A 14,350-nucleotide genomic window follows, 5' to 3' on the forward strand; every position below is an offset into this window, starting at 1 on the left:
ATTTATGTGATTGCACAGCTTTAAAATGCTGGGACAACAGCACCTTTATATTGATCTTCAAAGAACGAACGTGCCTTTTCACTTGTTAACCACTTAACAATTGTTTGTATAGCTGGATCATCCTTTTTTTCATTTGTCGAGGCTATTATATTGACATAAGGTGATTCTGAATCTTCTATAATCAGTGCATCCTTCACAGGATTATAGCCCCCTTCTAATGCGTAATTTGTATTGATAGCAGCTGCTTCTACATCATCTAATGAACGAACAAGTAGTGGAGAATCAACACCTATAAATTGAATATTCTTCTCATTTTTCGCAATATCTTCGACTGTATAATCACCTTTCTTCGTTTTATCTAATTCAATCAAACCATTATTTTGAAACAGTAGTAACGCTCTTGAGAAATTGACAACATCATTAGGTACAGCAACCTTTGCATTTTGTGGCAAATCACTAATTTTTTTTATTTTTTTTGAGTACACACCAAATGGCTCAATATGAATTCCTTTTACACTGACTAAATCTAAATGACTTTCTTTATTCGACTGTTCTAAAAAAGGGACATGTTGAAAATAGTTAAAATCCAACTCACCATCTGCCGTTTGTTGGTTCGCTTGCACAGCATCTTTTATAATGGTAATGTCTAGTTTCACTCCATCTTTTTCAATATCTTTTGCTAAATACTCCAATACTTCCGCATGAGGAACATTGGCTGCCCCTACTTTTAATGTTACAATCTCCTCTTTAGTAGCCTCTTCTTTGTTTGTGCAACCAGCCAACAAGCCTATTACCAATGCACCGATAAGCCATTTCCAACCTAGTCTCATCACATTACCTCCTTAGTTAATAAATTTACTTGGTTTAATTTAAAACAAATCTTATCTATTTACTAAGAATTGGTCAATGCTCCTTTTGTTCCATTTATTAAAAAATTCAGAAAATTTAAAGTTAAAATGCATATTTTTTCTCGAAAATTCATTAAATTTAATCGAAAATGCAAAAATTCCATTTGCAGATAGAATATTTTTAGACCCTTGATAGAAAATTTCTATTAATAAAACAAAAACCTCTGAGTGGCTAACAACCACTCAGAGGTTTCATAGTATTGAAAAACAAAACGATTCACAGCATTTTTGCGAAAGGTAAAAAAGGATTTCCGTTGCAGGCTACTTGCTTTCCTGTGGGCGAGCGCCGAGCCGCTTCCTCTGCTACCGCTCCGTTTAGAGGCTCGCCTGTCTCGCTATCCCACGGGAGTCAAGTAGCCTTCCACTCCAACCCACAAAAATATTGCCTTTTTTAGCAAAGGTCTTTACTACTCTTTATGGAGGGGTGTTGTCACACATCACTTCTCCACATTGAAAGTAAGAGGCTATTCTCTCTTATAATATAAATAATGGGCTATTTTGTTCAGGAAAAGACACTTTTGCAGAATGGTTGATTGGAGTGGATTTAGCGTCACAGAGGAGACCCTGGAGCGAACGCAGTAAGTGAAGTGGCTCATCGGACACCCCCTGGAAAGGACGCTGGTGGAACGGAAATCAACCCCTCGCCTTGCTAAAGGTTCTTTTTCTGCTATTGACATCACCTTTTTTCAACAACATAAAAAACTGTGAGTGGCTAACAACCACTCACAGTTTTTACAATTCGTTTAATACATCCTCAACAAAGGCCCATTCTTCATCCGTTTCAATTGGTAATAATTCTTCTATAGAACCGTCATTTCCAGACAAATATTGAGCTGCAAAAATATCACGTTCTTCCATAGGTTCATCCGTCGCTGGAACATATAAAACATACGATTTACCAAATTGCTCAGATGAAAAAGTATGAATAACCTCACAAATTTGATCTGTTCCATCTTCATTGGTCACAGTAATAAGCTGGGGCTCTGCATCGAATTCATCAAGAAGTGTCAACACTACCTCATTAATCATTTCCCATTCGGCATCCGTTTCAACTGGCTGTAAATTGGCCATTTCACCCGTATTGTCATCATAATCAAAGGTCATCGCTGAAATATCCCCCGGGATTTCTTGCCCCTTGTCATCTACAAGTGAAAATAACACATAAGACTTGTCCTCTGCATCAAATGTAAAGACCACACGGCATTTTTGCTCTTTGCCACCTTCGACTATTATCGTAAATTCTTGTGTTTCTTCATTCATTTGGGTTCCTCCTTTATACCTTTGCTGTCATTTATTAAGTGGATTTTATTTACCCCCACGCTATTATTGTTGAGTATTTTATTAGCGGGCTCTTGAGTAGTTCCAGTCATTTGATGAGTGCTGTCACCCTACTTTTGAGCGGTTTCTCTCACTTTACGAACGATTTTACAACACTCTTGAGCGAAACCCACATGTATCTCCACAATTCAACTACTAGACAGAGGCTCAATAAAAAAGGAACAAGGAATGCAAGCTGCGATCCTTGTTCCAAGCTTTGAGTTAGAAGATTATTCTTCGTTTTCATCCTCTAAAGCATTTAAAACGTCCTCTACCATATCCCACTCTGCTTCAGTTTCGATTGGTGTTAATTCACCATCTTCACCATTTTCAGATGGTACAAATGAAGATACGAAGATTTCAACTGAGCCATCTTCATCTTCTTCTGCGCCTACCATTGAGTAAAACACATATGATTTGCCAAACTCTGGAGATTCATGAACGTGAATCACTTCACAAAGCTGCTCGTTTCCGTTTTCGTCAATCACTGTAATGTGTTGAACATGTAGTTCTTCTTCATGGTTATGCTCGTGTGTCATGCCTAAGTCACCTCATCAATTAATTTTTGCTATCTAAGTAGCCTTGTAAAATCATCACAGCCGCCATTTTATCAATGACCTGCTTGCGCTTTTTGCGACTCACGTCCGCTTCGATTAGCATACGTTCTGCAGCCATCGTCGTTAAACGTTCATCCCATAACTTAACCGGTAGTGAAAATGTTTCTTCCAACAACTTTTTATAGTCCTCAGATGCTTCTCCACGCGGTCCTACCGTATTATTCATGTTTTTCGGATATCCTACAACAAATTCTGTTATAGCATATTCCTTTACTAGCTCGGCGATGCGGTCAATACCGAACTCTCCGTTAGCCTCATCAATTTTTACGGTTTCAATACCTTGGGCAGTCCACCCGAGTGCATCACTAACAGCAACCCCAACAGTTTTCGACCCAACGTCTAATCCCATAATTCTCATTTCTAGTCCTCGTTATTCTTTTTAATATAAAATTTAACAAGCTCCTCTAGAATTTCGTCACGCTCAAGCTTGCGAATTAAATTACGAGCATCCTGATGGCGAGGAATATACGCCGGATCACCAGAAAGTAAGTAACCAACAATCTGATTGATAGGGTTATATCCCTTTTCCTCTAATGAAGAATGTACTTTCAACATTACTTGCTTGACTTCCTGTTCCATTGATTCTTCTGGAAAATTAAATTTCATCGTTTGATCAAATGAACTCATGACCAGCACCTCGCTTTCAGAAATAAGGAGATGTGCAGACAAGCTCATCTCCAATTTCTCTTTATTATAACATGTTTTGGCGTATTATCAATTATACCTCGGCATAATTACGTTCGAAATCAGCCAGAGGCTTTCACTTCTTTTCGTTGAAAGAAGTTAAATGGATTTAATATAATCATACACAGAAACTAGTGCTTCATCAAGTTTTGAGGCATCCTTTGCACCTGCCATCGCCATATCTGGGCGACCGCCACCTTTACCGCCACAAGCTTCTGCAACCATTTTCACAATATTCCCCGCATGGTAATTACCACCAACTAATTCTTTGGAAACCCCAGCGCATAACATAACTTTTTCGCCATCAACCGCTCCAAGAACAATAACTGCTTTTGGCATTTTCACTTTTAAGTCGTCCATCATTTGACGCAGTTGATTATTATCCTTCGCCTCTACTTTTGTCGATAGAACTGTCACATCGCCAATTGTTTGTGCTGCATCAACGATAGCTCCTGCCTGTGCATTTGCGATTTTTTGGGATAAGGCTTCATTTTCTCGTTGTAACTCTTTATAGTCAGCCTGCAATGCCTGCACTTTTGTCACGATATCTTTAGGGTTTGCTTTTAATAATGCTGCTGCCTCATTTAATAAAGCTTCTTCCTCTTTTACTGCTTCATAGGCAACCTTACCTGTCACAGCTTCAATACGGCGAGTACCTGCACCAATACCACCTTCTGAAACAATTTTGAAGAAGCCAATTTCAGAAGAACGTTTGACATGGATACCACCACATAGCTCAATCGAATAATCTCCGATTGAGACGACACGAACTACATCGCCATATTTTTCACCGAACAATGCCATTGCACCCATCGCTTTCGCTTCGTCAATGCCTTTTTCTTCAATAACGACCTCTATATCATCCCACACTTTCTCATTTACAATACGCTCGATTTGCTGTAATTCTTCTTTTGTAACTTGACCAAAATGAGAGAAGTCAAAACGTAATCGGTCAGGACCTACATATGAACCAGCTTGATTAACATGATCACCTAGCACATCTTTTAATGCACGTTGCATAATATGTGTCGCTGTATGGTTTTTAATAATTAAGTTACGGTCATCACGATTGACCACTGCTTGCACTGCATCTTCTACATGCATTTCACCAGATTCAACTACTACTGTATGAAGCGGTTGACCATTCGGTGCTTTTTGAACATCTTTTACGATAGCCGTAAAACGATCATTTGAAATAGTACCGCTATCAGCAATTTGACCACCCATTTCTGCATAGAATGGTGTCTTCGCTAAAATAACGAATGCTTCTTGTCCTTCAGAAGCAACTTTTGCTACTTGACCATTGACGATCATTGCAGCGATTTCAGTAGAAACCGTTAACGTATCATAGCCAACAAATTCACTTGCAACTGTTAAGTTTGCTAATACTTCATTTTGTACTTGCATAGAATCAACATCTTGACGAGCTGCACGAGCACGTTCCCGCTGTTCTTCCATCGCTGCCTCGAAGCCCTCATGATCAACCTTCATGCCCACTTCTTCTGCATATTCCTCTGTTAATTCGATTGGGAAGCCATACGTATCGTATAAACGGAAGGCATCTGCACCAGGAATATAATCGTGGCCAGCTGTTTTTTGCGATTCCACTACTGCATTAAAGATTGCTAAACCACCGTCCAATGTTTCATGGAAACGAATTTCTTCATTTTTAATGACACGTTGAATAAATTCACATTTCTCCGTTACTTCTGGATAGAAGTCTTCCATGATTTTCCCTACAGTTGGTACCAGTTCAAACATAAATGGCTTCTCAATGCCAATTTGTTTAGCATAACGAACAGCACGGCGTAATAAACGACGCAATACATAACCACGTCCTTCGTTTGAAGGAAGAGCACCATCGCCAATGGCAAAAGCTACTGTACGAATATGGTCTGCAATAACTTTAAACGGTGTATTAATATCCTCTTCTGAGCCGAAAATTTCATTTAAATCTACTTCGCTAGGACGCTTATATTTACGGTTGGCAAATTCCTCGATTTTTTCAATGATTGGCATGAATAAATCTGTATCGAAGTTTGTTGGTACATTTTGAACAACAGATACAATACGCTCTAAGCCCATACCTGTATCAATATTTTGCTTTGGTAGGGGTGTGTATGTACCATCAGGATTATGGTTGAATTGCGAGAACACAAGGTTCCAAATTTCGAGATAACGTTCGTTCTCCCCACCTGGATACATTTCAGGATCATTTTCATCTGAGCCATATTCTACACCACGATCATAAAAAATCTCTGAGTTAGGACCAGATGGACCTTCTCCAATATCCCAGAAGTTTCCTTCTAAACGGATTAAACGCTCTTCAGGAATACCGATTTCTTGATGCCAAACATCATATGCTTCCTGATCTTCAGGGTGAATTGTGATAGATAATAACGCTGGATCAAAGCCCATCCATTTTTTATCCGTTAAAAACTCCCAAGCATAATGGATTGCTTCTTTTTTGAAGTAGTCACCAATGGAGAAGTTTCCTAACATTTCAAAGAATGTATGGTGACGAGCTGTTTTCCCAACGTTCTCAATATCATTGGTACGAATCGATTTTTGTGCATTCGTAATACGTGGATTGTCAGGAATAACACGACCATCAAAATATGGTTTAAGAGTGGCAACACCTGAGTTAATCCATAGTAGTGATGGGTCATTTATTGGCACAAGTGGCGCTGATGGCTCATGATGATGTCCCTTTTCTTTAAAAAATTCCAAATACATACGGCGAATATCTACTGCTTTCATTGGATAAATTCCTCCTATTTTATATTGTAAAATCACGATAAGAATCCTGCGATCTACATGAATTACACTTTGGAGAGTACTATCGAAGAAAATAAAAAAAGCCCTCATCCCCAAAAAAGGGACGAGGACTTGTCATTTGTCTCGCGGTACCACCCTAGTTGTAAGTAAAAAATGCTTACTTACCTCTTTAGCACTTGTAACGTCAGTGAACGGCAGGGATTAGCTGCACTCTGGAGTAGCTTTCGGCATTTGCTGTCGTGAGGATTTTTCCAGCCTAGAAATCCCTTTCTTGTACACGCACAAATACGTACTTTTTCCATCATCGTTTTTACTTTTTCTAACGAAATTATAAAAAAAATCTATTGTGCTGTCAATTAGTACTACTATGACTAATGCTATCTAAGCAATCATTTTTTTAAAATATACCCACATACCCCAAGTAAAGAGCACTAGAAAAGCACTGATTGCAATCGTTGCAATAGGTGAATCCTGATAAGGTAACGGCACATTCATACCAAAAAAGCTAGTGATCACAGATAATGGTAACATTATTGTAGAAATAACTGTTAGTAAATTCAGCTTTTCAATGGATTTACCACTATTAATTGAAAAATATGTGTCGAGCGTACTGTTAACTAAATCGCGGTATGTCTCTGTAGAGTCAACAATACGTTCTAGATGGTCATTTAAATCTTTATAGAATGGGATATTTTCTTCCTGTATCTCAAATTTCCACTGACCATTGATTGTTGAAAAAATTCTTCTTTGCGGCATGATGGCCTGGCGAATTAAAATAATGGCCCGCTTTAGTGCAAGAAATTCCTCAGTCACTACTTTAGGTTGATACTCATAAATTTCTTCTTCTAGTTCATCTATGCGAGTTCGAATTCGCTCTAATACTGGAAAATATTCATCTGTAATGCCATCTATAATAGTATGCAATAAAAAATCAGTACCCTTTTCCATATATTCGGAACGATTAACACAAACATTTTCCATGTGACCTAGCCATTGCAATTTCCGTTTGTGTACAGTGACAACATAGTTTGGACCCATAAAAATATTGAGCTCAACGGTTGTAATTTCATTATTACTTTTTTCATTATAAATGGGTGCATGGAAAACAAAAAATTTATAATCGCCATAATTGTCCATTTTCGGACGGGAGCCTTCATGTAAGCAATCTTCAACTGCTAATGGATGAAAGCCAAATACATCTGCTATATTATTCAATTCATTATAACTATACGCATATAAATCTACCCATAATAAATCTTCATTATGAATAGGTAGTTGTAAATCCTTCATGTTGAAATCATGTTGGACTGTCTTGTTGCTGCTATTAAAATAGTGGATTTTAATCATTGCACTTCACCTCATGTTTTGTTATTGAGGGAAACAAAAGGTCATCCTTTATCGCCTTTTGTCTGCGTTGGTGATCCGAAATGGATGCCTTTTATTTGTTTCCGTTTGCCTAGAATGATACTTATTCGGTTCAGGACTACTATCCATTTCTCATCACCTTCCTTTCATAACAAAAACACGCCTTCTACGAATGAAGGCGTGTTGAATACACATATCAAAAAAGAGCAATAAAAAATCGTTGCATGCGTGTTACCTTCAAACGTTGAGTTTTAGCACTATGCGGCATAGGAATATGTCCAGCTACGTTAAAAAACACCTTATTTCGATGATTTCTGTTGACCCATTGGCGTCTCTCGACATTTTTGGGTAGTAGCGTATCTCCAGCATAGGAGCCTCACCTAACGAAGGGATGTTATTCTTTTATTCCTATAAATCATAGCCGATTGAATTCAAACTGTCAAACTGTAAATCATTCATTTTTCAAAAAGTCTTCTACTCTTTGCACGAATTGGTCCCGTTTATACGATTGATAGAGCAGGCTAGATAAACGCACTGGATCACCAAAGAAAAAGCGTTCATACAGTGTTTGCCTTGTGCCAAAACTACTCATTGTTAAATCCCAAGCTAAACGAAATTTTTTCACTCGCTCTTCGCCTTTATCTTGGAATGATTGCAAATAGTGATCAAGATCTCCTTCATCTGCTGCAAATGCTTTGGCACTTGGTATGGACATTAAGCCGCTTGCCCCAAGTTGTTGGATGATTTCCGTAAAAGTCGGATATACTCTCGGGAAAATTTGAATGGCTACTTGCAAAGTTGAGAGGTCTGGTCGAAGAAAGCCGAACATATCTCGCTGTGCATCTATTTCTGATTTTACGAGCATTGCCTTCATCGTTTCTAGTGTCACAATTACATCCACTACTTTTTGTTGTACATGTTGATAATCACCGATATTAATGGTGTCCACAATCGACTGCACAACACCTAATACAAATTCAGTCTTCGCAATTTGCCGAGAAAGTACTTGATGTAAACTGTATGCTTGGAAGCCACTAACATTCATAAATTGATTGGCAACATCTACATTTTCGTAATAAAAAACCCGTTCCCAAGGGACAACTACATCATCAAAAACAACAATCGCATCCATTTCTTCAAAACGAGAGCTTAATGGATAATCAAATGAGGAATCTCCACCTACAAAAGATTGGCGACATAAAAACTTTAAGCCCTTTGTATTACTCGGTATCGAAAAGCCGAAACCTTTTCCTTCATCATAACCATTTGTTGATAAAACGAGCAGTTCATCCGTTATGCCGCCCTGTGTTGCTAGTAATCTCGCCCCTTTAATGATTAAACCTTCACTCGTCTTGTCAATAATTTTGGCAGCAATCGTCACTTCTTCATCCTCATAGTAATAGCGCTTACGGTTTACCTGTGGTTCGATAAAGGTATGGGTCATAGTAATATCATTCTCACGAGCATACTCATAAAACTTCAGTAAATGCTCTGGAAAACAATTTGGCTTATCTTTTAAAAAGTCTGACGCTGAAGCTAAGGCCATTAAGGTCGTATTCATATAATCTGGGCTTCTCCCCATAAAACCATGGGAAGATAATGCCCATTCCCTTGCCGCATGGCGCCTTTTCACAAGATCTTCTGGCGTCATTACTTGAAGAAAAGACATGCCAACTCTCTGCTTGCTAGTTGGCGATTCATAGGTCATTTTTTCAAGAAGAGCCCCTTGATGTTGTAAGTCAAAAAGTTTTGCTTGACTCTGCATAATTCCCTTAAATGCAGGATGTTCTGACACCTTTCCTGTCACGACTTCCCCATCAATCGAAATATACGTTTTTAAAGCATCTATACGTTCAATATACTGTTGCCCTGTCATTATTGGCATGCTGTCACCCCTATACATTCCCTATGTTTTTGTACTCACATAGTATATGAAATGTCCAAATATTAGGTGACGATGGGCTAAATAGAAAAGCCCGACTAGACAGTCTAATCGGGCATATACAGCACATAGTAATTATTTTAGTCATTTAAAAAATCATAAGGGGAGATATCATTCATCCCAATCATTGGATGAATATATGGTGCTGTTTCTACTGTTAGCTTTTGTGCTATGGAGACAGGATTGTTCAACTCCTGCTCCTCTATTGACATAGCCTCCACTTCCACAATTTCTTCATTGATATCCATCGGATTAAGTCTTGCACGTAAAGAAGTGAAACGCTGTAGGTCATCTGTACGCTGTAAGCCATCTGCAAGTACATCAGGTTCACCACATAAAATCAAAAAGTTTTTAGCACGAGTAATCCCTGTGTATAAGAGATTACGCCGTAGCATTTTTGAATATCCTCTGACAACTGGCATAATAACTGTTTGAAACTCAGAGCCTTGAGATTTATGAATAGAGCAGCAATAGGCTAGTGTCAATTGGTTCAAATCACTGCGTTGATAGGTTACCTCGATACCATCAAAGGATACGATCAGTAAGTCCTGTTTTTCGATCGTTTCTTTTGCTTTAATAATACTGATGACCTCGCCCATATCCCCGTTAAAAACATTGCTCTCAGGTTGATTGACCAGCTGAAGTACTTTATCTTTTATGCGATAAGTCACATCACCAAAGACCAGCTCTTTTCTTGTTCCCGTATCATTTGGATTAATGAGCTCTTGAATCATTTTATTTAAATTATCAATACCAGCCGTACCTTTATACATGGGTGCTAGCACCTGGATATTGCGAATTTCCTGTCCTTTGGCTACTGCACTTTTGACAACCTGCGTGACAACATTGGCAACTTGATCGGCTGAAGCCTTTATAAACGAACGATCAGATGTTTTAGCTGTTAAATCATTTGGAATCGTTCCCTTTTTAATTTGATGGGCAAGCTCAATAATTGTAGAGCCCTCTGCTTGTCGGTAAACATCTGTTAGTTCAACAGTTGGCAGCTGCTTTGATGCTAATAAATCCTTTAACACCTGTCCTGGCCCTACTGGTGGAAGCTGGTCCTGGTCCCCTACAAAAACAACCTGGACATCTTCATGTAAAGCTTTTAATAACTGATGGGCAAGCCATGTATCCACCATAGACATTTCATCCACAATGATGAGCTTTCCTGTTACCTCACGCTCTGTTTCTTCCTCTTTTTCTTGCCCTGTAAAGCCAAGTAGACGATGAATGGTCATTGCAGGAAGCTCAGTTGATTCAGCTAACCGCTTGGCAGCACGTCCAGTTGGTGCACAAAGGATGATAGGAAATGGTTCTTCTTTTTGAGCATATTCTTTTGGATTTAATGATAAACCATGTAGCTTTGCATAAACTTCAACCACTCCACGTACAACCGTTGTTTTCCCAGTACCCGGTCCACCTGTCAAAATCATGACGGCTGAATTTAAAGCCTGTTCAATAGCATTTGCTTGTGTCTCAGCGTAGGTGACATTGAGTAGCTCCTCTGTTTCTCCAATGGCTTTTCTAATTTCGTCCTTACTAAAATGCTCAGCCTTATTATTTCGCTCAATGAGCGATACGATTTTAGAGGCAATCCCTACTTCAGAAAAATAAAGGGATGGTAAATATAATCTAGTTTCTTCACCACAAATTTTACCTTCTTCACGTAGCTCAATACAGGCTTTAGAAATGTCCTCAAACGGGATCTCCTGCCGCTGACTTTGTTGAAGCATATCCTTTACAAGCGGTAGGACATGCTCCGCATCTAAATAGACGTGTCCATCTGATAAAGCAGCTGTATTTAACACATGAAATATCGCTGCTTTGACACGATCAGGATGTTTACCAGTAATTCCTAGTTTAGCCCCTAATTCGTCAGCCCGAAAGAAACCAACGCCTTCAACATCTTCGATCAAGCGATATGGATTTTCAGTTAGTAATTCTATGGCTTCAGTTCGATAGGTTTGATAGATTTTCATACCGAGCTGTGGACCAAAGCCCCACTCATTCAGTTGAATCATCACACGTTCTAGGCCTAGATTTTGTTCGATGGTGCGATGAATAACTTCTTTTTTTTCAGTGGATAAGCGTGGAACGGCGTCAAGTGCACTAGGATCTTCTAAAATAACACGAAGAGCATTAGCCCCTAGTTTTTCTACAATCGTTTCAGCCGTTTTTTTCCCAATTCCTACAAATAAGTCACTAGATAAATAATGAATAATCCCTTGCTCAGTTGCAGGAACCTCTTTCGTAAATGTCTCGATTTGAAATTGAGCACCATATTTAGGATGCTGTTTTAAGATACCCGTAAAACGATATTGTTCATCCATTTGTAATGGTGGAAAATAACCAACAACGATAATTTCTTTATCTTCATATTGTAAGTTCGTCTCTTGTATTTTCACACGTACAATCGAATACATATTTTGTGCATTATGAAAGATAGAGACGATTGGACGTCCGAGTATAAAGAATTTATTGAGTTCAAATAAATCTAGATGATCGGTCATGTTCGGTCCGTCCTTTCTTATTGTCTTCAATCTTTTTATTTTACCATAGCCTCATCAAAATATCGTAGATAAAAATGTATTCTCTACTTTATTTTTACATTATTGCGACAAATGACAATTCTCTGCCTTTATCTCTTATTCCATGCTATGATAAATAAGAATTAGTCGCACGGAAGGATTGTGAAGTTAGTGGAATTTAGACCTTGCATCGATTTACATGATGGCAAAGTAAAACAAATTGTAGGAAGTACTTTGGGTTATGCAAATCAAGCTGTCGTAGAAAATTTTATTTCTACACATGACGCTAGCTACTATGCACAAATGTTTGCAAAAGATCGCCTAACAGGTGGACATGTTATCATGCTTGGTTCTGGGAATGAAGAAGCCGCCTTAGCCGCTTTAGCAGCCTATCCTCAGGGCTTACAAATTGGTGGCGGCATCACGGCTGATAATGCACAAAAATGTATTGAAGCAGGCGCTTCGCATATTATCGTGACATCCTATATTTTTCATGATGGACAGCTAGACCTAGCACGTTTAAAGCGTTTAAACCAACTGATAGGTAAAGAACGTCTAGTCATTGATCTTAGCTGCAAGATGCGTGATGGAAAGTGGTTTGTCATGACAGATAAATGGACTACATATAGTCACTTCGAAGTCAATGCAGCATCTATTGCCTATCTAGAAGATTTTTGTGATGAACTTTTAATTCATGCCGTCGATGTTGAAGGAAAAAAGGAGGGAATGCAGGAAAGCCTAGTAAGGGATTTGGCTGCCTGGACTTCTATTCCTACTACCTATGCAGGTGGTGTTCGTTCGCTGGAGGATTTAGAAAAATTTAATCAATTAGCCAACGGAAAATTGCATGTAACCATTGGCAGTGCCCTCTCTATTTTTGGTGGGAAGTTACCTTATACAGATGTAGTAAACTATTGTGAAAGAGGTGGGATCTTGTGAAGCTAATTTATAAAGATTATGTTTTTCCATTTCAAGAAACAAATTTAGAGAGAATCATAGATGGTAAATATTTTAAAGTAAATAAAAAAGATCATTCTCTTGCGATTCACGTGCAACTGGACAACGAACAAATGTTACTAGAGTTTTCAAAATCATTGAAGGCAACTTGTGGCTTGTTACGCGATCAAGAAACAGAACCGTATATCGGAACATATATTGATTTACAGGTTTTTGTCGATGAGTTTAATAAGCGCTATAACTTAAATGCTGAAATTATTACTTAAACCGAAGGGGCACTAGCTCCTTTTTTTCATTTTCTCACCTCCGTCTCCTCTATTCCTTTCAACAATTTCTGAAACCTTTTGTTTGTCATATGAGTTATATATTGTATAGCATTACGTATAAGGGGGTCACATGACTAAACTCCATATTAAACATATACTACCTTATTTTTTTATGCTTCCCGCACTTCTTATAGGAACGATCGCTATGATCTTCTACGGTGTAGACATAAGTATTTAGATACAAAATATATTCATCTGGATGTTAGGCGTTTGTTTTTGCTATGTCATTTTAAATAAAACACCCCTAATAGAACTACATAAGAACCCTCTTTTGGTCACATCTATTTTAACTATTTTACTTATTCTGCCCTTTTGGTTTAATGGCTTAGAGGGTGTCCACCGATGGGTAACTTTGGGTCCATTCAATTTTTATATGGCCAGTATTATTTTACCTATGCTCATTGTTTATTTGTGGAGGCTATCAAAAAGTAATTATTTACCATATGTTATAGGATTCATGATTCTCATAGGTGGTATTTTACTATTGCAACCAGATGCAGGGCAAATTACTGCTTTTGCTTGTGCCTCCACCATTATTTTATGGCGAGCTATAGAAAACCCTAAATGGCAGTATATTACGCTAATCATACTAACCCTATATGTCTTTACACCCTGGATTTACATCGATCATTTAGCTCCTGTACCATATGTAGAGCAAATAATATTTTTAGTAGCAGATATGGGAAGTATGTTACTTATTTTAGGAGTTGGAGCCCTTCTATTGTTAGTCTATCCATTCTTTATCACATGGAAAAAAGATATATTAGGACTCTATTTCTTGATGACAATTCTTGTCACTTTCTTTGGCCATTTTCCAATGCCTATTATGGGCTATGGAATTTCACCCATTATTGGCTATCTCATTGCGATGACAGCCACACAGAAAATAAAAATGGCACAAACCAACTAGAAAGGATTTACAAAC

12 protein-coding genes, 1 riboswitch and 1 other annotated feature are annotated in these 14,350 nt (G+C 38.2%); of the genes, 3 read left to right on the plus strand and 9 right to left on the minus strand.

All coding sequences use genetic code 11. From position 1 onward, the window contains the following. Positions 1-20: 20 nt before the first annotated feature. From MHI04_RS15215 to MHI04_RS15255, 9 genes are all read right to left on the minus strand, one after another. Positions 21-830, minus strand: coding sequence for a MetQ/NlpA family ABC transporter substrate-binding protein (locus MHI04_RS15215; RefSeq protein ID WP_342534983.1), 810 nt, complete (start codon positions 828-830; stop codon positions 21-23). Between the two features lie 810 nt (positions 831-1,640). Further along, positions 1,641-2,168, minus strand: a complete 528-nt coding sequence (locus MHI04_RS15220; protein WP_036124330.1) for a DUF1292 domain-containing protein — start codon at positions 2,166-2,168, stop codon at positions 1,641-1,643. 287 nt (positions 2,169-2,455) lie between these two features. Beyond that, a complete protein-coding gene (locus MHI04_RS15225) occupies positions 2,456-2,764 on the minus strand; it encodes a DUF1292 domain-containing protein (RefSeq protein ID WP_036124332.1) in 309 nt (102 codons plus the stop codon). 19 nt (positions 2,765-2,783) lie between these two features. Next, the gene (ruvX, locus tag MHI04_RS15230) at positions 2,784-3,200 is read right to left on the minus strand and encodes a Holliday junction resolvase RuvX (RefSeq protein ID WP_036124334.1); all 417 of its coding nucleotides are present in this window, start codon (positions 3,198-3,200) and stop codon (positions 2,784-2,786) included. A gap of 2 nt (positions 3,201-3,202) precedes the next feature. Continuing rightward, positions 3,203-3,469 carry an IreB family regulatory phosphoprotein gene (locus tag MHI04_RS15235; RefSeq protein WP_004226839.1) on the minus strand — a complete coding sequence of 89 codons (267 nt, stop codon included), beginning with the start codon at positions 3,467-3,469 and terminating at the stop codon, positions 3,203-3,205. A gap of 156 nt (positions 3,470-3,625) precedes the next feature. Then, positions 3,626-6,286, minus strand: coding sequence for an alanine--tRNA ligase (gene alaS / locus MHI04_RS15240; RefSeq protein WP_342534984.1), 2,661 nt, complete (start codon positions 6,284-6,286; stop codon positions 3,626-3,628). 114 nt (positions 6,287-6,400) lie between these two features. Further along, positions 6,401-6,618, minus strand: a binding site (T-box leader). Positions 6,619-6,685: 67 nt separating this feature from the next. After that, complete coding sequence (locus tag MHI04_RS15245; protein ID WP_036124338.1) at positions 6,686-7,651, minus strand: magnesium transporter CorA family protein; 966 nt, start codon at positions 7,649-7,651, stop codon at positions 6,686-6,688. A gap of 247 nt (positions 7,652-7,898) precedes the next feature. After that, positions 7,899-8,064, minus strand: a riboswitch (M-box (ykoK) riboswitch). A 56-nt stretch (positions 8,065-8,120) separates the two neighbouring features. After that, positions 8,121-9,554: a 4-hydroxyphenylacetate 3-monooxygenase, oxygenase component gene (gene hpaB / locus MHI04_RS15250; RefSeq protein WP_036124339.1), complete on the minus strand. Its 1,434-nt coding sequence runs from the start codon at positions 9,552-9,554 to the stop codon at positions 8,121-8,123. Between the two features lie 137 nt (positions 9,555-9,691). Then, on the minus strand, positions 9,692-12,124 hold the full coding sequence (locus MHI04_RS15255) for an ATP-dependent RecD-like DNA helicase (protein WP_058844063.1): 2,433 nt from the start codon (positions 12,122-12,124) through the stop codon (positions 9,692-9,694). Between the two features lie 189 nt (positions 12,125-12,313). On the opposite strand from MHI04_RS15255, the gene hisA reads away from it, so the two are divergent. The 3 genes from hisA to MHI04_RS15270 all read left to right on the plus strand — a co-directional run bounded on the left by hisA (position 12,314) and on the right by MHI04_RS15270 (position 14,335). Continuing rightward, positions 12,314-13,081 (plus strand): phosphoribosylformimino-5-aminoimidazole carboxamide ribotide isomerase, encoded by a 768-nt coding sequence (hisA, locus tag MHI04_RS15260; RefSeq protein WP_342534985.1) that lies wholly within the window; start codon positions 12,314-12,316, stop codon positions 13,079-13,081. Continuing rightward, complete coding sequence (locus tag MHI04_RS15265; RefSeq protein WP_036124345.1) at positions 13,078-13,365, plus strand: hypothetical protein; 288 nt, start codon at positions 13,078-13,080, stop codon at positions 13,363-13,365. The genes hisA and MHI04_RS15265 overlap by 4 nt, the downstream gene beginning before the upstream one ends. Before the next feature lie 331 nt (positions 13,366-13,696). Next, entirely contained in the window at positions 13,697-14,335 is a 639-nt protein-coding gene (locus MHI04_RS15270; RefSeq protein ID WP_342534986.1) for a hypothetical protein, read from the plus strand. Positions 14,336-14,350: the final 15 nt, after the last annotated feature.

The sequence above is a fragment of the Lysinibacillus sp. FSL K6-1151 genome (assembly GCF_038630755.1).
GTDB lineage: Bacteria > Bacillota > Bacilli > Bacillales_A > Planococcaceae > Lysinibacillus > Lysinibacillus fusiformis_D.